The organism is Mycetocola sp. (assembly GCF_046716805.1).
Classification (GTDB): domain Bacteria; phylum Actinomycetota; class Actinomycetes; order Actinomycetales; family Microbacteriaceae; genus Mycetocola_A.
In genome coordinates, this window is the sequence record NZ_JBKJWH010000074.1 from 23992 (window position 1) to 44406 (window position 20415).

The 20415-nt window shown below is 67.6% G+C and carries 19 protein-coding genes and 2 tRNA genes; 12 read left to right on the forward strand and 9 right to left on the reverse strand.

Annotation, left to right across the window (positions count from 1 at the left end):
• The first annotated feature begins 11 nt into the window (after positions 1 to 11).
• Positions 12 to 1256 carry an acyl-CoA dehydrogenase family protein gene (locus ACLQ62_RS06065; RefSeq protein WP_411720763.1) on the forward strand — a complete coding sequence of 415 codons (1245 nt, stop codon included), beginning with the start codon at positions 12 to 14 and terminating at the stop codon, positions 1254 to 1256.
• Positions 1257 to 1297: 41 nt separating this feature from the next.
• Here ACLQ62_RS06065 and ACLQ62_RS06070 read toward each other — a convergent pair whose 3' ends face one another.
• Both ACLQ62_RS06070 and ACLQ62_RS06075 read right to left on the reverse strand, forming a co-directional pair.
• Complete coding sequence (locus ACLQ62_RS06070; RefSeq protein WP_411720764.1) at positions 1298 to 1852, reverse strand: hypothetical protein; 555 nt, start codon at positions 1850 to 1852, stop codon at positions 1298 to 1300.
• The gene (locus ACLQ62_RS06075) at positions 1849 to 3090 is read right to left on the reverse strand and encodes a serine/threonine-protein kinase (RefSeq protein ID WP_411720765.1); all 1242 of its coding nucleotides are present in this window, start codon (positions 3088 to 3090) and stop codon (positions 1849 to 1851) included. The genes ACLQ62_RS06070 and ACLQ62_RS06075 overlap by 4 nt, the downstream gene beginning before the upstream one ends.
• 107 nt (positions 3091 to 3197) lie before the next feature.
• Here ACLQ62_RS06075 and ACLQ62_RS06080 point away from each other — a divergent pair.
• The 5 genes from ACLQ62_RS06080 to ACLQ62_RS06100 all read left to right on the forward strand — a co-directional run bounded on the left by ACLQ62_RS06080 (position 3198) and on the right by ACLQ62_RS06100 (position 8237).
• Positions 3198 to 3269 (forward strand) — tRNA-Thr (locus ACLQ62_RS06080).
• 35 nt (positions 3270 to 3304) lie between these two features.
• Positions 3305 to 3378: transfer RNA gene (locus ACLQ62_RS06085), tRNA-Met, on the forward strand.
• Between the two features lie 190 nt (positions 3379 to 3568).
• On the forward strand, positions 3569 to 4591 hold the full coding sequence (locus tag ACLQ62_RS06090) for a 3-oxoacyl-ACP synthase III (RefSeq protein ID WP_411720766.1): 1023 nt from the start codon (positions 3569 to 3571) through the stop codon (positions 4589 to 4591).
• Positions 4592 to 4617: 26 nt separating this feature from the next.
• On the forward strand, positions 4618 to 7251 hold the full coding sequence (locus tag ACLQ62_RS06095; protein ID WP_411720779.1) for an alpha/beta fold hydrolase: 2634 nt from the start codon (positions 4618 to 4620) through the stop codon (positions 7249 to 7251).
• Complete coding sequence (locus tag ACLQ62_RS06100) at positions 7248 to 8237, forward strand: NAD-dependent epimerase/dehydratase family protein (RefSeq protein ID WP_411720767.1); 990 nt, start codon at positions 7248 to 7250, stop codon at positions 8235 to 8237. The genes ACLQ62_RS06095 and ACLQ62_RS06100 overlap by 4 nt, the downstream gene beginning before the upstream one ends.
• Positions 8238 to 8366: 129 nt before the next feature.
• On the opposite strand, the gene ACLQ62_RS06105 is transcribed toward ACLQ62_RS06100, so the two are convergent.
• From ACLQ62_RS06105 to ACLQ62_RS06115, 3 genes are all read right to left on the reverse strand, one after another.
• Complete coding sequence (locus ACLQ62_RS06105) at positions 8367 to 9569, reverse strand: NAD(P)/FAD-dependent oxidoreductase (RefSeq protein WP_411720768.1); 1203 nt, start codon at positions 9567 to 9569, stop codon at positions 8367 to 8369.
• The gene (locus tag ACLQ62_RS06110) at positions 9569 to 9766 is read right to left on the reverse strand and encodes a ferredoxin (RefSeq protein ID WP_297360235.1); all 198 of its coding nucleotides are present in this window, start codon (positions 9764 to 9766) and stop codon (positions 9569 to 9571) included. Before ACLQ62_RS06110 ends, ACLQ62_RS06105 begins: the two co-directional genes overlap by 1 nt.
• Before the next feature lie 97 nt (positions 9767 to 9863).
• The gene (locus tag ACLQ62_RS06115) at positions 9864 to 10367 is read right to left on the reverse strand and encodes an N-acetyltransferase family protein (RefSeq protein ID WP_411720769.1); all 504 of its coding nucleotides are present in this window, start codon (positions 10365 to 10367) and stop codon (positions 9864 to 9866) included.
• A gap of 67 nt (positions 10368 to 10434) precedes the next feature.
• Between ACLQ62_RS06115 and ACLQ62_RS06120 the strand changes: the two genes are divergently transcribed.
• The 5 genes from ACLQ62_RS06120 (at position 10435) to ACLQ62_RS06140 (ending at position 14027) form a co-directional block, all read left to right on the forward strand.
• The gene (locus ACLQ62_RS06120; protein ID WP_411720770.1) at positions 10435 to 11217 is read left to right on the forward strand and encodes a sulfite exporter TauE/SafE family protein; all 783 of its coding nucleotides are present in this window, start codon (positions 10435 to 10437) and stop codon (positions 11215 to 11217) included.
• A gap of 100 nt (positions 11218 to 11317) precedes the next feature.
• Positions 11318 to 11989: a DUF937 domain-containing protein gene (locus tag ACLQ62_RS06125; RefSeq protein ID WP_411720771.1), complete on the forward strand. Its 672-nt coding sequence runs from the start codon at positions 11318 to 11320 to the stop codon at positions 11987 to 11989.
• Between the two features lie 47 nt (positions 11990 to 12036).
• Positions 12037 to 12483, forward strand: coding sequence for a MaoC family dehydratase N-terminal domain-containing protein (locus ACLQ62_RS06130; RefSeq protein ID WP_411720772.1), 447 nt, complete (start codon positions 12037 to 12039; stop codon positions 12481 to 12483).
• Complete coding sequence (locus ACLQ62_RS06135; protein WP_411720773.1) at positions 12480 to 12899, forward strand: MaoC family dehydratase; 420 nt, start codon at positions 12480 to 12482, stop codon at positions 12897 to 12899. Before ACLQ62_RS06130 ends, ACLQ62_RS06135 begins: the two co-directional genes overlap by 4 nt.
• A 3-nt stretch (positions 12900 to 12902) precedes the next feature.
• Positions 12903 to 14027 carry a UDP-N-acetylmuramate dehydrogenase gene (locus ACLQ62_RS06140; protein ID WP_411720774.1) on the forward strand — a complete coding sequence of 375 codons (1125 nt, stop codon included), beginning with the start codon at positions 12903 to 12905 and terminating at the stop codon, positions 14025 to 14027.
• Positions 14028 to 14121: 94 nt separating this feature from the next.
• Here the strand turns inward: ACLQ62_RS06140 and ACLQ62_RS06145 are convergent, their stop codons facing one another.
• The 4 genes from ACLQ62_RS06145 to aceA all read right to left on the reverse strand — a co-directional run bounded on the left by ACLQ62_RS06145 (position 14122) and on the right by aceA (position 19083).
• On the reverse strand, positions 14122 to 15321 hold the full coding sequence (locus ACLQ62_RS06145; protein ID WP_411720775.1) for a pyridoxal phosphate-dependent aminotransferase: 1200 nt from the start codon (positions 15319 to 15321) through the stop codon (positions 14122 to 14124).
• Positions 15322 to 15426: 105 nt separating this feature from the next.
• Positions 15427 to 15864 carry a VOC family protein gene (locus ACLQ62_RS06150; RefSeq protein WP_411720776.1) on the reverse strand — a complete coding sequence of 146 codons (438 nt, stop codon included), beginning with the start codon at positions 15862 to 15864 and terminating at the stop codon, positions 15427 to 15429.
• Between the two features lie 178 nt (positions 15865 to 16042).
• Positions 16043 to 17665 carry a malate synthase A gene (gene aceB / locus ACLQ62_RS06155; RefSeq protein WP_411720780.1) on the reverse strand — a complete coding sequence of 541 codons (1623 nt, stop codon included), beginning with the start codon at positions 17663 to 17665 and terminating at the stop codon, positions 16043 to 16045.
• A gap of 116 nt (positions 17666 to 17781) precedes the next feature.
• A complete protein-coding gene (aceA, locus tag ACLQ62_RS06160; RefSeq protein WP_411720777.1) occupies positions 17782 to 19083 on the reverse strand; it encodes an isocitrate lyase in 1302 nt (433 codons plus the stop codon).
• Between the two features lie 135 nt (positions 19084 to 19218).
• Between aceA and ACLQ62_RS06165 the strand changes: the two genes are divergently transcribed.
• Positions 19219 to 20415 (forward strand): helix-turn-helix domain-containing protein (locus ACLQ62_RS06165; protein ID WP_411720778.1); only part of this gene is annotated, 1197 nt, incomplete at its 3' end.

The following is a 20415-nucleotide window of genomic DNA, read 5'->3' on the forward strand; positions in this document are numbered from 1 at the left end:
GGAGACCGCAGATGACCGATGAAAGAACCTTCACTTCCGGTTCAACCCGAATCGACGCTCTCTTCGCACACTTTGCGCCGGTCTTCGATCGCATCCGGGCGGGCGCGATTGAGCGGGAGGCGACACGCAAACTGCCCGTCGGTGAAGTCGAATTGCTGCGGGAATCCGGGTTCGGCCGGCTCCGGGTACCTCAGGAGTTCGGCGGGTTCGGTGCCACCGTCGATGAGCTCACCGCGCTGCTGATCGAGCTCGGGGCCGCGGACTCCAACCTGCCGCAGGCTCTGCGAGGTCACATCGGCTTCACCGAATATGTCCTCGCACACCAGGACGAGAGCTACCGCCGGGTCTGGTTCGAGCGATTGGCTGACGGGGCGATCGTCGGCAACGCGGAGAGCGAGCGCACCGGAACGTTCGGCAACCTGTCGACGGTGGTGCGGAGGACGGCAGAGGGGTGGCGGCTGGACGGAACGAAGTACTACACAACGGGTTCCCTCTATGCCGACTGGATCCTGGTGAGCGCTGCGCTCGATGACCCTGACGAGACCGAGCCGGTGCGCGCCGTCGTGCAGGTGAGCACCCGAGCACCCGGGGTCACGGTGTTCGATGACTGGGACGGTTTCGGCCAACGGCTCACCGGGTCAGGGACGACCGAGTTCGTCGATGTGGACGTCGACCCGCGATTCGTTCATCCGCAGCATCCTGAGGATGCCGCGCGCACGATCCTCCACGCCGTGTACCAGCTTGTACATCTGGCCACTCTCGCCGGCATCGCGCAGGCGGCGCTCGCCGAGATCGTGACCTTTGTGAATGGCAGGACCCGGAACCTCTTCAACCCGGCAATTCCGCCGAACCAGGATCCGGTAGCGCTGCAGGTGGTCGGGGAGAGTTTCGGCGTTGTCGAGACTGTGAAAGCAGCTGTCCTGGCTGCGGCGGCGACGGTTCAGGGCGTCAGCGAGCACCAACTCGCGGGCACCGCGGCGGAGGGCGACTTCGCTCGGGCTGAGGCGCACGTGTTTGGGGTGCAGGCAACGGTGATCGACCTCGTGCTGCGGCTGACGAGTCGCATCTTCGAGGTGGGCGGAGCCTCCGCCACCGCGGAGGCCAGGCGCCTCGACAGGTTGTGGCGAAACGCGCGTACCGTTGCGTCGCACAATCCGGCGATCTACCGTCAGCAAGCGGTCGGGGACTTCGTTGTCAACGGCGTCGCGCCGTCAACCCGAACCGGAGCGTTACTGGAGGCGAAGGAGCACAGTTAACTGGCCTGGCACGCGGTCGCCGAAGGCGGCCGAGGGGGAACTCAGTCCTCCCCGTCGCCATCCTGACCGTTGCCGGTTCTTCCGTTGTTCCTCGCGTCCTCGGCGGCCTTCCTCGCGTCTTCGGCCGCTTTCTCCCTGGCTTCCTCGGCCTTCTCCGCTGCTTCCTCCCTGGCCTCCTCGGCTTTCTCCCTGGCCTTCTTCTCGGCGTCGGTTTCCGGGGCCGGGGCGACTTCCTCCTCCTCGACGGGATCGGTGGTCTCCAGGGGAGCGGGAGCCGGCTCCGGCACGGATTGCGCATCAATGGCGGCCTGGACATCCTTGCGCACCGCCGACATCGCCGCTTCAATGCGCTGGTGTCGCGCAAAGGAGATGTCGCCGGCCGCGGCAGCGGCGTCGAGCTCGGTTTCGAGTGCCGTCAGTGCTTCGAGTGCCGCCGCATATCCGCCTTCGGCGACCGCAGAGGTGACCGCGAGGACACGGGACTGCAAGGCTTCAGCCTGGTCGGTAGTGATGTCCGGCGCTGTCGCCTGACACCCCGCAGTCAGCGAGAGCACGAGGGTGGCGCCGGCGAATGCGGACAGAAGTTTTTTTCTCACGGTTCCACGCTTTCCTGAAGATCCTTGAGACGCTCCCCGATCGTGCCGGGCACGGCGGGGTACTCCACACTCGGGGCGGTGGGAGCTGGGGTGTCGAACGCGCCGAAGGAGATGGAGAGAACGAGGAGTGCGGCGCACAGCGCGACCGCGAGAAGGAGAGCCGGCCACCGGCGCGCTGAAGACGAGGTCCGCGTTGCGGGAGCACGTCGCGAGCGTTCTGGTTCCGGTGCGTCCGTGGTCTCAGGCAGCGGGGGAGGCCCCTGCTGCAAAACCGCCGTCACCGCTTCGGAAACCGGAAGAAGGCGCGTCGCGTCCACGGGCGTCTCAGCGGGCATCATCATGGCGGCAGTGGCATCCGCGTCAGGTGCGACGCTCCGTCGGAAACCGTCGATCGGGGCGATCCCGCGCAAGGCAAGAGCGACCTCATGGGCGTTGGGCCGCGCCTCGGGCGAGCGGGAGGTCATCGCCCGAAGGGTTTCCGCCAGGATCGGGTCGAGGTGGGCTGGAATCTCCGGGTCGCGGGTGAGCGGAGCGAACGCTGCCTCCTGGCCCTTGCCGGTGAACACGCGCTGCCCCGTCGCGCATTCGAGCAGCACAAGCCCGAGCGAGTACACGTCGGTCGGAGGGCCGACATGTTCGCCGCGCGCCTGTTCAGGGCTGAGGTACCCGGCCGACCCCAGGGTGAAGTGCGTTGCGGTCAGGCGAGCGCCGTCGACGAGCCTCGCGATGCCGAAGTCGGTGAGCTTCGGGTGCGGGCGGGTGTCATTGCCCGGCGAGTGGGCAAGAAGAATGTTGGCCGGTTTGACGTCCCGGTGCACGACGCCCCGCTCGTGGATGTAGTGGAGCGCGTCAGCAAGGTCAGCGCCGATGTGCCGCACATCGTCACTCGACAACGGTCCCCGGTCAAGCGTGTTCCGCAGGTCGAGGCCTGGGATCAGTTCCATGACGAGGTAGGACCGCGGATTGAGGGGATCGGACTCGTCGTTGCCCGCGTCGAACAGGGTTACCAGGCCGGAGTGGGCAAGGCCGGCGAGCATCGCGATCTCGCCCTGCTGGCGCTCGAAATCATCGGCGTTCGTGGAGGCCACGCGGAAGAGTTTGATCGCGACGTCGCGCCCCAGGACCTCATCGCGGGCACGGTAAACCGACGCCATCCCGCCGGATCCGATCAGGTCGACAAGTCGATAACGGTTCCCGAGCAGGATGTCGAGCGCTGGGGCATTTGCGTTCTCAGTCATCGGTCATCCTCTGCTCCATCGTATGTCGGGGCGAGGATCCGCGCAGGCGGTAATAGTACCCGCCCCAGTGATGCTATTCTCTACTGGTGCCATTTTGTGATGGTCACGCTCCGGTAGCTCAGTGGTAGAGCACTTCCTTGGTAAGGAAGAGGTCGTCGGTTCAAACCCGACTCGGGGCTCGTTACTTTCTCGGTCAGCCCGGGCGAAGTTTCGCGGCAGGGTAGCTCAGTTGGTGAGAGCGCACGACTCATAATCGTGAGGTCGCGGGTTCGAATCCCGCTCCTGCTACGGGGAAAGGCTCTCAAGCCTCTTCCCATGTAGCCCCGAGGTCTCGCCACCTCGGGGCTTTTCACATCCCGGTCGGATGCCGCTACGCAGTATGCGACGGTAAGCGCAAGCCCAGTAAACGATCAGGGAGCAGGGACGTAAAATCGAGGGACGCGATTTCGCGGAAGTGACACGTGGACAGGGAGTTCCGTTGGATGGAAATGCAACGACGACACATCGCAATGTTGCGTTGCTTTCCGTCGCCGCCACCCTCGCCACCCGGATCACGACGTCCGAGGAGATCGACTCCCGCCTGAGCCCGGTGCTCAAACGGCTCAAACTGCCGACGGGGCTGCTGCAGCGCGTCGCCGGGGTTCACGAACGCCGCAACTGGGGCGAGACGCAGTCTTTCGACACCGCCGCCGTCGATGCGGGCAACCGCGCGCTCGCTGAAGCCGGAGTGTCTGCGGACCGGATCGGCCTGCTCATCAACACCTCGGTGACCCGCAAACACCTGGAGCCGTCGGTGGCCGTCAAACTCCACCACGGGCTCGGGCTGCCGTCATCCGCTATCAACTTCGACATCGCCAACGCCTGCCTCGGATTCGTCAACGGAATGAGCCTCGCAGCGCAGCTGATCGATTCTGGCCAGATCGAGTACGCCATGATCATCGACGGCGAAGACGCCGACGACATCCAGAACAACACCATCGAGCGCCTCGGTCGCGACGGCATCGGCCGCAAGGACTTCATGAGCGAGTTCGCGAGTCTCACGCTCGGTTCAGGCGCCGCCGCAGCAGTACTCGGCCGCGCGGACGCCAATCCGGGAGGCCACCGGATCCTCGGCGGCGTCACCCGCGCAGCCACCCAGTTCAACGAACTGTGTGTCGGCAGCGTCGACGGGATGTTCACCGACGCCAAGGCCCTGCTGAAGGGCGGCATGCAGCTTGTCGTCTCGGCCTGGAAGGAAGCCCGCCGCGACTGGACCTGGTCGAACATGGACCGCTACATCGTGCACCAGGTCTCCGACATCCACACCGACGCCATGATCAAGGCCGTCGGCATCGACCGGACGCGTGTGCCGCTGACCTACCCGAAGCTCGGCAACGTCGGACCGGCCTCCATCCCGATCACGCTGCAGCGGGAATCGGCGACCCTGCGACCGGGAGACCGGGTCCTGCTCATGGGCGTCGGTTCCGGACTGAACACCGCGATGATGGAAATCGCCTGGTGACTCGACTGCCAGCAGTCGGCGGTGCGATGGCGCCGGCGACCCTGCCTCCCGCTGACCTGGACGGTCTCGACCCCGCGTACTCGCGGGTGGTGCGCGCTCCGGAGGCGGGAGCATCCGTCGATCGGGGCTGGCACGTGCTCGACAACGCCGATCGCCTCGAAGAACTCGGCGTCGAGCCCGTCGGCACGATCCTGTGCGTCCACGGCAACCCGACCTGGTCGTACCTGTGGCGGCGCCTCGTCGACGCGGCGACACTCGCCGCTGCGGAGGGTGCAGACGCGTGGCGGGTCATCGCCGTCGATCAGCTCGACATGGGATTCTCCGAGCGCACCGGCACGCGCCGCCCGCTCGCCCGGCGGGTGCAGGACCTCGGCACCCTGACCGACGCACTCGGCCTGGACGGTCCCGTTTTCACGCTCGGGCACGACTGGGGCGGTGTCGTCTCGCTCGGCTGGGCCATCGACCACCCCGAGCTGCTCGCCGGCGTGATGCTGCTCAACACGGCCGTGCACCAGCCGGAGAATCGCCCGATCCCCGCCCCGCTGCGGCTCGCCCTCCAGCCGGCCCTGCTCGGCGGTGCCACGGTCTCCACCCCAGCCTTTCTCGAGACGACGCTCGCGCTGGCCCACCCGCCCCTGCACGCATCGATCAAGGACGGTTACCGCGCCCCCTATCGCGGCGCCGGGCGACGTGGCGGCATCGGCGGTTTCGTCGCCGACATCCCCGTCGACCTCGCTCATGAGAGCCGCGCCGAACTCGCTCGGATCGCCGACTCAGTCGCCCGTCTCACCGTTCCCGCCCTCATGCTCTGGGGTCCTCGCGACCCCATCTTCAGCGACCGGTACCTCGACGACCTGATCGGCCGGATGCCGCACGCCGACGTGCACCGATTCGAAGGCGCCGGGCACCTCGTGGCCGAGGACGTGGACTACGCCTCCGCCGTCCTCACCTGGCTGGGTGACGGCATCCGCGGTGCCGAAGCAACGCCGACCGCCGTCGCGGCCGATGAGTCGGCCCGCCCGCCGCTCTGGCGATACCTCGATGAGTTGCAGGACAGCGACGAGTCGGCGGTCATCGACATGGTGCCGTCGAGCGGACCGGCCCCACGCGTCGTCTCCTGGCGGCTGCTCTCGAAGCGGGTGCGGCAGATCGCATCCGGTCTCGACTCGATCGGTGTGAGAAAGGGCGACCGGGTGTCGCTTCTCATTCCGCCGAGCGCCGACCTCGTCGCCGTGCTCTACGCCTGCCTCCGCATCGGCGCGATCGTCGTCGTCGCCGACGCGGGCCTCGGCCTGAGAGGCCTCACCCGCGCGGTCCGCGGCGCCTGCCCGGACCACGTCATCGGCGCTCTGCCCGGCCTGACGGCCGCGCGAGCGCTCGGCTGGCCGGGGCAAAAGATCTCGACCACCACGCTCGCAGCCCCCGCCCGCCGCGCACTCGGTGTCTCCTTCTCTCTCGCTCAACTGGCCTCCCTCGGTTCGGACGAAGAGCTGCCCGAGGCACCGACCGGAGGCGACATCGCCGCGATCCTCTTCACCTCCGGTTCAACCGGTCCGGCCAAGGGAGTCGTCTACACGCACGGGCAGCTCTCCGCGGTGCGCGACGCCCTCGCCGCCCAATACGGTGTCGGGGTCGGCACAGGGCTCGTCGCCGGCTTCGCGCCGTTCGCGCTGCTCGGTCCCGCACTCGGTGCGCGGTCCGTCACGCCGGACATGGACGTCACCTCGCCGAAGACGCTCACGGCGGCCGCGGTCGCCGCAGCGGTGAAGGCGGTCGACGCCGCCGTCGTCTTCCTGTCGCCAGCTGCTGTCGCGAACGTCGTGGCGACATCCGCCGCTCTCACCGACGAGGACACCCGAGCCCTTGCCGGTGTCGAGCAGTTCCTCTCCGCCGGCGCCCCCGTGTCCGAACCGCTGCTCGCCGCCATCGCGGCGCTCATGCCTTCGGCCACAGCGCACACCCCGTACGGCATGACCGAGGGTCTGCTGATGACCGACATCACACTTGATGGCATCCGCGATGCTGCGTCAGCGTCAGGACCTGGTGGGGTGTGTGTCGGGACGCCGTCAGGTGCCACGCGGGTGCGCATCTCGCCGCTCGACGCCGACGGCGCCGCGACCGGCGACCTGACCGATGCTCCGCTTCTCACCGGTGAGATCCTCGTCTCCGCCCCCCACGTCGAGGATCACTACGACCGGTTGTGGCTCACCCACCGGGCCAGCCGCCGTGGCGGCGTGCCCGGGGAACGCTGGCACCGCACCGGCGACGTCGGGCACCTCGACGACTCCGGCCGGCTCTGGGTCGAAGGCCGGATGCCGCACGTCCTCGTCACCGCGGACGGCGTCGTCACCCCGGTCGGACCTGAACTTCAGGCCGAATCCGTCGATTCGGTGCTGCGCGCGGCGATCGTCGGTGTCGGCCCGCGTGGCGTCCAGCAGGTCGTCGCCGTCGTGGAGACCTCGCCCGAGGCTCGACGCGTTGCACTTGCACGCCCTGAGCTTGCCGCCGCGATCCGTGCTGCGGTCGACGTGCCGCTCGCTGCCGTCCTCGTTGTGCCGCACCTGCCGACCGACATCCGTCACAATTCGAAGATCAACCGGTCGGCCTTGTCGGCCTGGGCCGAAGGCATCCTCTCCGGCGGGCGGATGGTCGCCCCGTGAGAGTCCTCGTCACGGGGGCGAGCGGGCTGCTCGGCCGTGCTGTCGCCGCTGAGCTTCTGGCTGCGGGGCACGAGGTGCGATGTTTCCAGCGCCGCCCGTCCGGAGTCGACGGAGCGTCGGACTCGCTCGGTTCGGTGACCGATCTGGACGCCGTCACGCGCGCGGTCTCCGGGCAGGACGCGATCGTGCACCTCGCCGCGAGGGTGTCCCTCGCCGGCGATCCGGCCGAGTTCAACCGGGTGAACGTCGGCGGTACTCGAAACCTGCTCGATGCGGCTCGCGCGGCGGGGGTTGAGCGTTTCGTCCATGTCTCATCGCCGTCTGTGGCACACTCCGGTACGTCGATCGTCGGCGACGACGCGCTCCTCGCCGATCCTGTTCATGCTCGTGGCGACTACGCCCGCACCAAAGCCGAGGCCGAACTGCTCGCACTCGCCGCCGACTCCGCCGAGATCCGGGTGGTCGCGGTGCGTCCGCATCTGGTCTGGGGTCCAGGCGACACCCAACTCGTCGAGCGAGTGGTCGAGCGGGCGCGGCAGGGACGACTTCCGCTGCTGGACTCCGGCGCCGCTCTCATCGACACCATCTACATCGACAACGCCGCGAGCGCCATCGCGGCGGCGCTGCGTCGAGTCGACGAGGTTCACGGGCGCTCCTACGTTCTGACCAACGGCGAGCCGCGGCCGGTCGCCGAGCTGCTTGCCGGGATCTGTGGCGCAGCCGGCGTGACGTCCCCACGGTGGCGGGTGCCGGCATCCGTCGCTCGAACCGCCGGGTCACTCATCGAGGCGGTCTGGCGGGTGAAGCCCGGGGCCGACGAACCGCCGATGACCCGGTTCCTGGCCGAGCAGTTGTCGACGGCGCACTGGTTTGACCAGCGGCGCACCCGCGCCGACCTCGAATGGACCCCGACTGTGTCGCTCGATGAGGGTTTCCGGCGCCTTGCCGCGCATTATGCGGTTGAGGGTGTGCTCGAGCGGTCCTGAACGGGCCGTCCGGACGCACGCTTTGCAGGAGATCGCACGGTCAGCAGGACCGAAGTCGCGAAAGCATCCTGTCCATCGTGCGATCTCCTCTTAATCGTGCGAGTTGTCGGCACCGGCCGCCGCCCCAGCTCAGGAACCAACGACGGATGCCCACGCCGCGCCATCGAGGACGTGCTGGCGCCACGCGCGCACCACCTTCGCCGCTCCGATGCCCATCACGCCGACGAGACGGTCCCCGCGCCGGAACAGCGCCACCATCCGCTTCTCTTCGAACGAACCCTCGACGACTCGCACCTCGTCATAGCCCCGCAGCCAGCCGTGCACCTGCAGTTTGAGGTCGTACTGGTCGGTCCAGAAGTACGGCACCGACGCGAACGCGCCCTGCTCGCCGTCGAGGAGACGACGGGCGACGTGCATTCCCTGCTCGGTCGCGTTGGTGCGGTGCTCGACCCGCATGAACTCATCGAAAACCGGGTTGCACCACCGGGCGGCATCGCCAGCGGCATACACGCCCGGCGCCACAGAGAGGTCGGGGGCGCATTCAATGCCGTCGCCCAGCGGGATGCCGCTTCCCTGCAACCAGTCGAGGTCAGGTGAAGCGCCGATCGCGACGAACACGACATCCGCAGACAGCTGGGTGCCGTCCGCCAGCTGCACCCCGGCCACGACCCCACCGGACTCGACGAGCGACACCACGGCGGACTCCGGCCCCATCCGCAGTGCAACGCCGTGAGCACGGTGGAGCTCGGCGACCTGGCCGCCGACATCCGCGCCCAGGCTCCGTTCGAGCGGTGTCGGTGCTGCGCTCACGAGCGTCACGTCCACGCCGAGGCGCACGGCTGTGGCAGCGACCTCGGTGCCGAGGAACCCGCCGCCGACGACGACGAGTTGCCGGCCCGGCTGCAGTTCGTCCCGAAGCGAAAGCGCGTCATCGACGGTGCGCAGGGTGTGAACGCCCTGCAGCTGCGCGGTGCCCGGCAGGTGGCGCGGCTGCACGCCGGTCGCGAGCACGAGCCGGTCGAAGCCCAGCTCCGTGCCGTCAGAAATCGTGACCTGCCGCCTGGAGAGGTCCAGCCCGGTGGCTCTCACCCCAGAGCGGATGCCGACACTCAGGTCGTCGAGTTCGACCTGCGACTTCAGCAACAGCCGCTCCGGTTCCCATTCGCCGGACAGCAGGTGTTTGGAGAGCGGAGGGCGATCGTACGGGGAGTGTGCTTCGGCGTCGACAAGGGTGACGTCGCGGTCGTACCCGTTCCGCCGCAGCGCGGCGGCAGTCGTCAGGCCCGCAGCGGACGCACCGACGATGAGAACCCGGGAGGGTGCGGCCGCCACTAGTCCTCGAGCAGGCGGAGAGCGGCAGACGGGCAGCTGAGAACGGCGTCACGCACCGCTTCGTAGTCCTCGGCGCCAGGGTTCGGGTTCAGCAGGATGACCTTGCCGACCTCGTCATCCTGGTCGAAGACGGCCGGGGCGATGTTCACGCAAACGCCGGCAGCGACACAGACTTCGGTATCGGCAATGACCTTCATCGGGACCTCGTTTTCCGGCGGCGGAGTTCGCGCGCCTGGATTCCAATTCTGCCAGTTCCCATCGTGCTTTCGACGCGACCGCGCGATGCCGGAACCGTCAGGAAGGCGAGCGTCCCAGCATCCGATGCATGATGTGGAGTCCGACGAGGCCCCGAGTGGGTGAATCGAAGGCCTCGGAAACGGTGGCGAGGATCCGGAAACCGAGCGACTGCCACAGCGCGATCGCCCCGGCGTTCGTCTCGACGACTGCGTTGAACTGCATCGCCCGGTACCCGTCGTGAGCGGCCTCGTCGAGGACGTGCGCGGCCAGTGCGCGGCCGATCCCACGGCCGGCGGCGGATGGGGCGATCATGAAACCGGCGTTCGCGATGTGCGACCCGGCGGCGGGCTGATTGGGGTGCAACTCCGCCGTGCCGAGAACGGAGCCTGCCTCGTCGACGGCGACGAACACGCGCCCGCCTGCCTTCCCCATCCACCACACCCTGGCATCCTCCTCGGAGGTGTCGGGGGGCCAGCAGTACGTTTCCCCGGCGGCGACGATCTCGCGGAGGAACGGCCAGATGCCACTCCAGTCATCGCCCCGCGCGTCCCGAATCAGCATGCCCTCACGTTACCGGCACCGACGGCGGTGATAGCGTCGAAACCTCGCGCCAGGATCAGGGAGACGGATGCCACAGCAACACACAGCGGGACGTTGGGTCCGGTTGGTTCTCATCGGTCTCGCTGCAGGGTTCCTGTCCGGGCTGTTCGGTGTCGGTGGCGGCATCCTCATCGTGCCGGCGCTGTTGCTGTTGGTCTCGTTCGATCAGCGGACGGCCGCAGGAACCTCGCTCGCTGCCATCGTGCCGATGTCCGTCGTCGGCGTCGTCAGCTATGCGCTCGGCGGTTCGGTCGATTGGGTGGCGGCGGCGTTGCTCGCCGCCGGCGCGATCGTGGGCGCTCAAGTAGGGAGCCACCTGCTCAGCCGGCTGCCGCGGCGGGCGCTGCGCTGGGGGTTCATCGTTTTCCTCTTCGTGGTGATCGTCAGCCTGTTCCTCGTGGTTCCGTCCCGGGATGCGTCGATCGAGTTCTCCCCTGTCGCGGTGATCGGTCTCATCGTGCTCGGCCTGATCGTCGGGGTGCTGTCCGGCCTGCTCGGAATCGGAGGGGGCGCGATGGTCGTGCCGATGCTCATCCTCCTCTTCGGGGCGAGTGACCTCATCGCCAAAGGCACAAGCCTGCTGATGATGATTCCGACCGCCCTCTCCGGCACGATCGGCAACCTTCTGCGCAAAAACGTGGACCTCCCGGCGGCGGCCGTGATCGGGATTTCGGCCTGCACGACGACGGCTCTGGGCGCGGTCGTGGCCGCCGGAATCACCCCCCAGGCGGCGAACCTGCTCTTCGCGGCCTTCCTCGCCGCCGTCGCCACGCAATTGATCGTCAAGGCGCTTCGGTTCCCCTCGACCTGAGCGCCGGGCCGCCCCGCTACCCCTACCCGTCGGGAAGATGGCCTCGATACCCTGTCGGAAGAGCCCGCCGTGAACGGCGGCCGCAACCGGAAGGAAGCACATGGCATCCCTGGATGAACTGATGAGCCAGATCCCGATGAACGACGTCGCCGCGAAACTCGGTGTCGACGAGCAGACCGCCCGCGCGGCGGTCGAGCAGGCCCTCCCCGCGCTGGTCGGTGGCCTGGAAGCCAACGCGAAGGACCCGGGCGGAGCCGCATCCATCGAAAAGGCGGTCACGAAGCATTCCCCTGCCCTGGTCGACGGCGGGGTCCGCCTCGACGAGGTGGACACGAACGACGGCGAAAAGATCGTCTCGCACATCTTCGGCCCGAACAAAGAGCAGGTGGTCGCGACGCTGGGCGCCCAGCCCGCCGCGGTGAGCGGCAAGGGACTCGGCCCCGTGATCGGCAAGCTCCTGCCGATCCTCGCGCCCATCGTGCTCAGCTACCTGGCCAAGAAGTTCCAGGAGCGCAAGCCGACGACCGAAACGGCGCAGCCGACCGAACCGATGCAGCCGAAATCGCCGAAGAAGGAACCCGAACAAGGGCTGGGCGGCGTGCTCAGCGATCTTCTCGGGGGTGGCGGATCGACGGGTGGAAGCTCCCGCTCGACCAGCGGTGGCATCGGTGACATCCTTGGTGATCTTCTCGGGGGTGGCGGGTCGAAAGGTGGCGGCTCGGGGGGCATCGGTGACCTCCTCGGCGGACTCCTCGGAGGCGGTCGCAGGTAGCGCAGACCCACCCGGCGCTCAGGGAAGCGCCGGGTAGGCTGGATCTCGTGTCAGTGAACCCCGAACTTCAGGGCCGCGTCTTCCCGCCGGCCCCGCCATACCTGGTCGGTCGTGAGAAGGTGCGCGAGTTCGCTCGCGCCGTTTTCGCCACCTCCCCGATTTCTCTCGATCCGGATGCCGCAGTCGCGGCCGGTCATGCAGACGTCGTCGCGCCCCCCACCTTCCCGGTCGTCATTCAGGAGCACACGCTCGCTCAGCTGCTCGGCGAGCCCGACGCGGGCATCGACTTCTCCCGGGTCGTGCACGGCGACCAGCGATTCACCTACTCGCGGCCGATCGTCGCCGGCGACGAACTCACCGCCACCCTCACTGTCACGAGTGTGAAGACCCTGGGCCCGCACGCCATGGTGACCGCCTCATCCGAGATGCTCGACGCGTCGGGAGCCCACGTCGTCACCGCGACCTCCACCCTCGTCGTTCGGGGCGGCGAATGAGCGCGCCGCTGCTCGAGTCGCTGACCGTCGGCGACGTGGTTGCTGAGCGCGAGTTTCCGCTGACGCGCGATTCCCTCGTGCGATACGCGGGAGCATCCGGTGACTTCAACCCGATTCACTACCGCGACGACGTCGCAGCATCCGTTGGGCTGCCCGGTGTACTCGCCCACGGCATGCTCACGATGGGTTTCGCCGTTCAGCCGGTTGTCGACTGGGCAGGTGACCCGGCGTTGATCGTCGATTACCAGGTCAAATTCACCCGCCCCGTCGTCGTCGACCCCGAGACGGGAGCGGCCGTCACGGTCACCGCGAAGATCGGCGCGCTGACGGACAGCACCGCCCGGGTCGACCTCACCGTGACGTTCGAGGGGGCGACGGTGCTCGGCAAGGCTCAGGCCGTCGTGAAGCTCGGTTAGGCGATGACGACACTGCTTTCCGATCTCACGACACTGCGCGTCGGCGGCCCGGCGGAACGGCTCGTGCCGGCGACCACACGGGAGCTGCTCGTCGCCACGGTGCTCGACGGCTGGGCGAACGGTGAGGACCCGCTGATTCTCGGCGGGGGTTCGAACACGCTCGCCGCCGATGACGGTTTTGACGGCACTGTCGTTCAGGTCGCGACCCGCGGCATCGAACGGTTGGAGTCGGCGCCGGGGCGAGTGCGTCTCCGCGTCGAAGCCGGAGAGTCCTGGGACGGGCTCGTGGCCTTCGCGGTGGCTAACGGCTGGAGCGGAATCGAAGCCCTGAGCGGCATCCCGGGTTCGAGCGGTGCCGCACCGATCCAGAACATCGGCGCGTACGGCCAGGAGCTTGAGAGCGCACTCGTCTCGGTCGATTTGCTCGACCGCGACTCCCTCGAGGTCGTGCGGGTGCCGGCCGAAGAGCTCGCTCTCGGCTACCGCACCTCGGTGCTCAAGCGGCATGGCGGGTCGATTCCCGAACGGGACGGCGTCGTCGTCGCCATCGAGCTGGACCTCGCCGACGATGCCGGGCTCAGCGCGCCCATCGGCTACGCCCAGCTCGCGACAGCGCTGGGGGTCGAGCTCGGCGCCCGGCTGCCGATCGCCGACGTCCGTCGCACCGTGCTGAACCTGCGGTCGTCAAAGGGCATGGTGCTCGACGCCGCCGACCCGGACACGTACAGCGCCGGATCCTTCTTCACCAACCCCATCGTCTCCGAAACCTTCGCACGAAGTCTCCCAGCGGATGCTCCGCGCTGGCCGATCACGGAAGATCACGACCCCGCTGTCGTCATCCCGCTGGGGGAGTGGGACGGCACGGTACCCGCCCCGTCATTCGAACACGACGCGCAGGTGAAACTCAGCGCCGCGTGGTTGATCGAGCGGTCAGGCATCCGTCGCGGATTCCGGCTGCCGGGTTCCCGGGCGGGAATTTCGACGAAGCACACGCTCGCGCTCACCAACACAGGAGGGGCGACCGCTGACGAGATCGCCGCGCTCGCCCGGTTCGTGCAGGCGCGGGTCGCCGCTGAGTTCGGTGTCGTGCTGCAGCCGGAACCGGTCTTCGTCGGCGTCTCGCTGTAGCGCTCGCTCGCGCGAAATCACCCGTTCTGGCCGGAATCACCCGGTACGCCGGGTGATTCCGTCCGGAGTGAGTGCTTTCGCCGGGCGGAGCGCTTCAGCCGAACAGCTTCTGCAGCCGCTGCACGCCCTCAAGGAGCGGCTCGTCGCCGAGCGCGTAGCTGAACCGGAGGTAACCGCTGGGCCCGAACGCTTCGCCGGGCACCGCAGCGACCTCGGCCTGGTCGAGCATCAGGTCGGCGAGCTCGAGCGACGTCGTCGGGGTGACGCCGCCCCACTCACGGCCGAGCAGTGCGGAGACATCCGGGTATACGTAGAACGCGCCCTCAGGAGTCGGCGTGCGGAAGCCCTCGATCTTGTTGAGTTCCGACACGATGAGCCCGCGGCGCCGGTCGAAGGCCTGGCGCATCGCCTCGACGTCATCCTGGGGGCCGGTCAGCGCGGCGATCGCCGCACGCTGCGCGATGTTGTTGACATTCCCGGAGAGGTGCGACTGCAGGTTCGAAAGCGCCTTGATGACGGATGCCGGTCCGACGGTCCAGCCGACCCTCCAGCCGGTCATCGCGTACGTCTTCGCGACACCGTTCACGAGCAGGGTCTGCTCGGCGAGTTCCGGCACCGCTTCGACGATCGACACTGCCTGTGCGCCGGAGTAGGTCAGGTTCTGGTAGATCTCATCGGTGATCACCCAGAGGTTGTTCTCGAGAGCCCAGCGGCCGATCGCCGCGGTCTCCTCCGGCGTGTAGACGGCCCCGGTCGGGTTCGACGGTGACACGAAGAGCAGCACCTTCGTGCGGTCGGTCCGTGCCGCTTCGAGCTGCTCGACGGTGACCTTGTAGTCCTGGGAGGCGTCCGCGAACACGTCGACGGCGACGCCGTCAGCGAGCGCGATGACCTCGGGGTACGTGGTCCAGTACGGCGTCGGGACGATCACTTCGTCGCCGGGGTTCAGAAGCACCTGGAACGCTTCGTACACGGACTGCTTGCCACCGTTGGTCACAAGCACCTGGTTCGCGGATGCCGCGAGACCTGAATCCCGGAGCGTCTTCGCGGCGATCGCCTCACGCAGGTCGGGCAGACCGGCGGCCGGCGTGTAACGGTGGTTTCGCGTCTCGCTCGCCGCCGCGATCGCTGCCTCGACGATGTGTGCGGGGGTGGCGAAGTCCGGCTCGCCGGCCGCGTAACTGATCACGGGGCGGCCCTGCGCCTGCAGCGCTTTCGCTTTGGCATCCACCTTCAGCGTGGCTGACTCGGCGATGGCGGAAATCTTTGCTGAGAGTTTCGGTGTTGTGCTCACCTTAGAAGGGTAGCGCCCCCGTATGCGCCTGACCGTTGCGGCTGACTCACAAGGCAGTGGCGGGCGGTGGGCCATGCCCACCGTCCGCCGCCGGCTCGAAGGCGCTCAGGACTGAGCCTGCTCCGCCAGATAGGCGTCCGGGCCCTTCTCCGCCGCGACCGGGTCCATGTAGACGAACTCGAGAATGTTGCCGTCGGGGTCTTCGAGGTCGCGTGAGTACATGAAGCCGTAGTCCTGCGCCGGGCGTGGTTCCGTGCCCCCGGACGCGACTCCGGTCTCCATGATGGTGTCGACGGCTTCGCGGCTGTCTCTGCTGAAGGCGGTCATCGCCTGGACGTGGGTTCTCGGGTCGATGATCGGCTTGTCGGTGAACGTGCTCAGGAAGTCGCGGGTCAGGAGCATGAGGTAGATGTTTTTGTCGACGACGATGCAGGCAGCGTTCTCGTCGGTGAAGTTTTCGTTGATTTCCCAGCCGAGGGCGGTGTAGAACGCTTTCGTGCGCTCCAGGTCCGATATGGGGAGGTTGACGAAGATGTCGGTCATAAGGGTCTCCTTGGACGATCCGGCGGTGGCGGTCACCGTCTCGAAAGATGCTCGTCACTTGGAACGGGATCGTCAAGGGGCCCACCCGTTGATCGAGCAGCGAAGCGTATCGAGATCCGGCTATGCAGATCTCGATACGCTCGTACCTCGCTACTCGATCAACGAATTCGGCGGATGCCTACGCCAGGTCGACGAGGAACCGCGAGTACGCGCCCACGGTGAGGAATGTCGGGAAGTCGTCCCTCAGGGCCACGTCCCGGAAGACATCCGCGGCGTCGTCGAACCGGTCGCCGTCGAACCGGTCGACGGTGTCGAGCAGTTCGGTGAGGATTCGCTCGACCCGGTCGCGGGTGATCGGGGCGCCGTCGTCGGTGCGGACGTCCTGGTGGATCCACTGCCAGATCTGTGAGCGGCTGATTTCCGCGGTCGCGGCATCCTCCATCAGGTTGTCGATCGCTGCGGCGCCGATGCCTCGGAGCCACGACTCGAGGTAACGGACGCCGATCGACACGTTGTCGCGGAGTCCGGTGTCCGTCACGGCGCGGCCGATGTGGACGTCGAGCAGCTGCGCCGCCGTCACCTCCACGTCGTCGCGCTGGCGGTCGACCTGGTTCGGCCGGTCGCCGAGGACCGTGTCGAACTCGGCACGGGCCGTGTCGATGAGGTCCGGGTGCGCCACCCAGGTGCCGTCGAATCCGTCGCCGGCCTCCCGCTTCTTGTCCGCCGAAACCTTCTCGATCGCCCGAGTGGTCACAGCGGGGTCCCGGCGGTTCGGGATGAACGCGCTCATCCCGCCGATGGCGTGCGCGCCCCGGGAATGGCAGGTTTTCACGAGCAACTCGGTGTACGCACGCATGAATGGCACCGTCATGGTGACGTCGCTGCGGTCGGGCAGGACGAATCGGCCGCCGCGGCCGCGGTAGTTCTTGATGATCGAGAAGATGTAGTCCCAGCGGCCGGCGTTCAGCCCGGCGCAGTGGTCGCGCAGTTCGTAGAGGATCTCCTCCATCTCGAACGCTGCTGGCAGCGTCTCGATGAGCACCGTCGCGCGAATCGTTCCATGGGGAATGCCGATGCGCTTCTCCGAGAACGAGAAGACGTCATCCCAGAGGCGCGCCTCCTCACTGGACTCGAGCTTGGCGAGATAGAAGTACGGCCCACGGCCGGAGTCGATCAGCGCCTGCGCGTTGTGGAAGAAGTACAGGCCGAAGTCGACGAGGCTTCCGGATGCCGCCATCGTATGCCCCGAGGAATCAATGAACCTGAGGTGCTTTTCGACCAGGTGCCAGCCGCGCGGTCGCATCACGATCGTCGGCATTTCGCCGGCAGTGAGTTTGTACTCCTTGCCGTCGGGGCTGGTGAAGTCGATCTGTCGACGGATCGCGTCGAACAGGGAGATCTGGCCGCCGAGAACGTTCGCCCAGGTCGGGCTTGTCGCGTCTTCCTGGTCGGCGAGCCACACCTTCGCACCGGAGTTCAGGGCGTTGATCGTCATCTTGCGGTCGGTCGGTCCGGTGATTTCGACACGGCGGTCCTCCAGGCCAGGGCCAGCTCCGGCGACCCGCCAGGTGGCATCCGCCCGGATCGACGCGGTGTCGTCCCGGAATTTCGGGTCGCGCCCGTTTCCGATCTCGAAACGGCGGCGCATCCGGTCGGCGAGCCGGTCGTGCCGGCGGCCGGCGAAGCGCTGGTGCAGGTCGGCGAGGAACTGGAGCGCCTCGGGGGTGAGGATCTCGTCGAAGCGTTCGTGCAGGCGCCCGACGACCTCGATGCGCGGGCCGGCGCTCTGCTGGGTGGGCATGGGGGAGGTGGTCGGTGCCGAGCTGTGCTCGGCGAGCAGTGTGTTCATGATCTGAGTCCTTGGGATGGTGCCGGGCCGCTCGCACACGTGGAGCGGGCGGCCCGGCGAAAAATGGTTCAGTGGAACTGGTCTTCTTCGGTCGACCCCACGAGCGCGAGGGTGGCGCTCCCGGGGTTCAGGGCCGTGGCGATCCGGTCGAAGTAGCCTGTGCCCACTTCGCGCTGGTGCCTGGTCGCGGTGTAACCGTCCGCCTCTGAAGCGAACTCGGCTTCCTGCAGTTCGACGTATGCGCTCATGGCGCGGTTCTTGTAGTCCTGGGCGAGCGTGAACATCGAGTGGTTCAGCGCGTGGAAGCCGGCCAGCGTGATGAACTGGAAGGCGTAGCCCATGGCGGCGAGTTCCTTCTGGAACGTCGCGATCTGTGCGTCGTCGAGGTGGGATTTCCAGTTGAACGACGGCGAGCAGTTGTAGGCGAGTTTCTTGCCGGGGAAGTCCTGGTGGATGCGCTCCGCGAATGTGCGGGCCAGTTCGAGGTCCGGCTCAGCCGACTCGACCCAGAGCAGGTCGGCGTACTCGGCGTACGCGAGCCCGCGGGAGATGACGGTGTCGATGCCGTTCGTGACCTCGTAGAAGCCCTCAGCGGTGCGGGTGCCGGTGAGGAACGGGCGGTCACGCTCGTCGACGTCGCTCGTGAGCAGTGTTGCCGCGAGGGCGTCGGTGCGGGCAATGATGACGCTCGGCACACCGGCGACGTCCGCGGCAAGGCGGGCAGCGTTGAGGGTGCGGATGTGCTGGCTGGTCGGGATGAGCACCTTGCCGCCCATGTGCCCGCACTTCTTCTCGCTGGCGAGCTGGTCTTCCCAATGCACACCGGCGGCTCCGGCCGAGATCATGGATGCCATCAGCTCGTATGCGTTGAGCGGGCCGCCGAAACCGGCCTCGGCGTCGGCGACGATCGGCGCCAGCCAATCGATGCTCGTGGTGCCGGTCTCCGCGAACTCGATCTGGTCGGCGCGGAGCAGCGCGTTGTTGATGCGCCGGACAACGGATGGCACGGAGTTCGCCGGGTACAGGGACTGGTCGGGGTAGGTCTGGCCGGAGAGGTTCGCGTCTGCGGCGACCTGCCAGCCGGAGAGGTAGATGGCCTTGAGGCCGGCGCGAACCTGCTGGACGGCCTGGTTGCCGGTGAGAGCGCCGAGTGCCGGCACCCATTCTTCGGAGTGGATCAGGTTCCACAGGTTTTCGGAGCCGCGGCGGGCGAGCGTCGCATCCTCCCGAACGCTTCCGCGGAGGGCGACGACCTCGGCGGCCGTGTAGTCGCGGCGGACGCCCTCCCAGCGGGGATTGGCGTCCCACTCGAGCTGCAGCTCTGCTGCGGTCTGGGTCTGGTTCCCGGGGCGGGTGTTCTGGGTGCTCATCGTTGTGCTCCTTCGATTCTGTGTGGCCGTGAACCGAGTCTGTAGGCGCCGAACGCTTCCTCGACCAGATTGGTCGGCAGAAGAAAGCCGGTTCTTCTGTTTGTTGAAAAGAGTGTTGAATGCGACGATGGCACCATGACCAGCACCGCAGCTGACCCCCGCAATGTGGCGACTCCCGAGTGCGACGAGGGCGAGGTGGACGCGCTCACGCTCGGCCGGCGCATCCGTGAATTGCGGGTAGCGCGCGGAATGACGCTCGAGCAACTGGGTGCGGCGGTCGACCGCGCACCGTCCCAGGTCTCCACGATCGAGAACGGCAAGCGGGAACCCCGGCTGTCGATGCTCCGCCAGATCGCCGCCGCCCTCGGTACAACAACCGAGAATCTTCTGAGCGACGAGGCGCCGTCCGAGCGAGCCGCCCTGGAGATCGCGGTCGAGCGGGCGCAGCGTGGTTCCGTCTTCTCCGCCCTCGGTATCCGGCCGGTCCGGGTGTCGAAGGCGCACAGCGATGAGACCCTCCGGGCGATTCTTGCGCTGCATTCGGAGGTCGAGCGGCTGCACCGGGAACGCGCGGCCACCCCCGAGGAGGCTCGGCGCGCCAACGCGCAACTCCGCGCGACGATGCGGGCACGGGACAACTATTTCCCGGAGCTCGAGGCGGAGGCGACGAAGCTTCTCGCCGCAGTGGGTCACACCGGCGGCCCGGTGTCCCAGCAGCTCGTCGGAGACATGGCCAACCACCTCGGCTTCACCCTGCACTACGTCGGCGACCTGCCGCACTCGACCCGGTCGGTGACCGACTCCAGGAACGGGCGGATCTATCTGCCGACCCAGCAGTCGGCATCCCGCGACTCGCGCTCGCCGGTGGTTCAGGCGTTCGCCAGCCATGTGCTCGGGCACGAAGAGCCCACCAATTACGCCGACTTCCTGCGCCAGCGGGTGGAAACGAACTACCTCACCGCGGCGATTCTGCTGCCAGAGGCCGGCGCGGTGCGGTTCCTCACCGAGGCGAAGAACTTCCGGCGCATCTCGATGGAGGACCTCCGTGACGCTTTCGCTGTCTCATACGAGACCGCTGCCCACCGGTTCACCAACCTCGCCACCGCGCGCTTCGGTATACCGGTGCACTTCTCGAAGGTGCACGAGTCGGGCACGATCGTGAAGGCGTACGCGAACGACGGCGTGAAACACCCGACGGATGCCCTCGGCGCGGTCGAAGGGACGACCGTCTGCCGCAAGTGGACGGCGTTCACCGTCTTCGCCGCCGAGGACCGGTTCAGCCCCTGGTACCAGTACACCGACAACCCCAACGGCACGTACTGGTGCACGTCG

What these genes read in the sequence shown, in the direction of transcription:
- ACLQ62_RS06065 (WP_411720763.1), top strand. Translation starts at nt 12, where the DNA reads ATGACCGATGAAAGAACCTTCACTTCCGGTTCAACCCGAATCGACGCT.
- ACLQ62_RS06075 (WP_411720765.1), bottom strand. Translation starts at nt 3,090, where the DNA reads ATGACTGAGAACGCAAATGCCCCAGCGCTCGACATCCTGCTCGGGAAC.
- ACLQ62_RS06095 (WP_411720779.1), top strand. Translation starts at nt 4,618, where the DNA reads ATGGCGCCGGCGACCCTGCCTCCCGCTGACCTGGACGGTCTCGACCCC.
- ACLQ62_RS06110 (WP_297360235.1), bottom strand. Translation starts at nt 9,766, where the DNA reads ATGAAGGTCATTGCCGATACCGAAGTCTGTGTCGCTGCCGGCGTTTGC.
- ACLQ62_RS06115 (WP_411720769.1), bottom strand. Translation starts at nt 10,367, where the DNA reads ATGCTGATTCGGGACGCGCGGGGCGATGACTGGAGTGGCATCTGGCCG.
- ACLQ62_RS06120 (WP_411720770.1), top strand. Translation starts at nt 10,435, where the DNA reads ATGCCACAGCAACACACAGCGGGACGTTGGGTCCGGTTGGTTCTCATC.
- ACLQ62_RS06125 (WP_411720771.1), top strand. Translation starts at nt 11,318, where the DNA reads ATGGCATCCCTGGATGAACTGATGAGCCAGATCCCGATGAACGACGTC.
- ACLQ62_RS06135 (WP_411720773.1), top strand. Translation starts at nt 12,480, where the DNA reads ATGAGCGCGCCGCTGCTCGAGTCGCTGACCGTCGGCGACGTGGTTGCT.
- ACLQ62_RS06140 (WP_411720774.1), top strand. Translation starts at nt 12,903, where the DNA reads ATGACGACACTGCTTTCCGATCTCACGACACTGCGCGTCGGCGGCCCG.
- ACLQ62_RS06150 (WP_411720776.1), bottom strand. Translation starts at nt 15,864, where the DNA reads ATGACCGACATCTTCGTCAACCTCCCCATATCGGACCTGGAGCGCACG.
- aceB (WP_411720780.1), bottom strand. Translation starts at nt 17,665, where the DNA reads ATGCCCACCCAGCAGAGCGCCGGCCCGCGCATCGAGGTCGTCGGGCGC.
- aceA (WP_411720777.1), bottom strand. Translation starts at nt 19,083, where the DNA reads ATGAGCACCCAGAACACCCGCCCCGGGAACCAGACCCAGACCGCAGCA.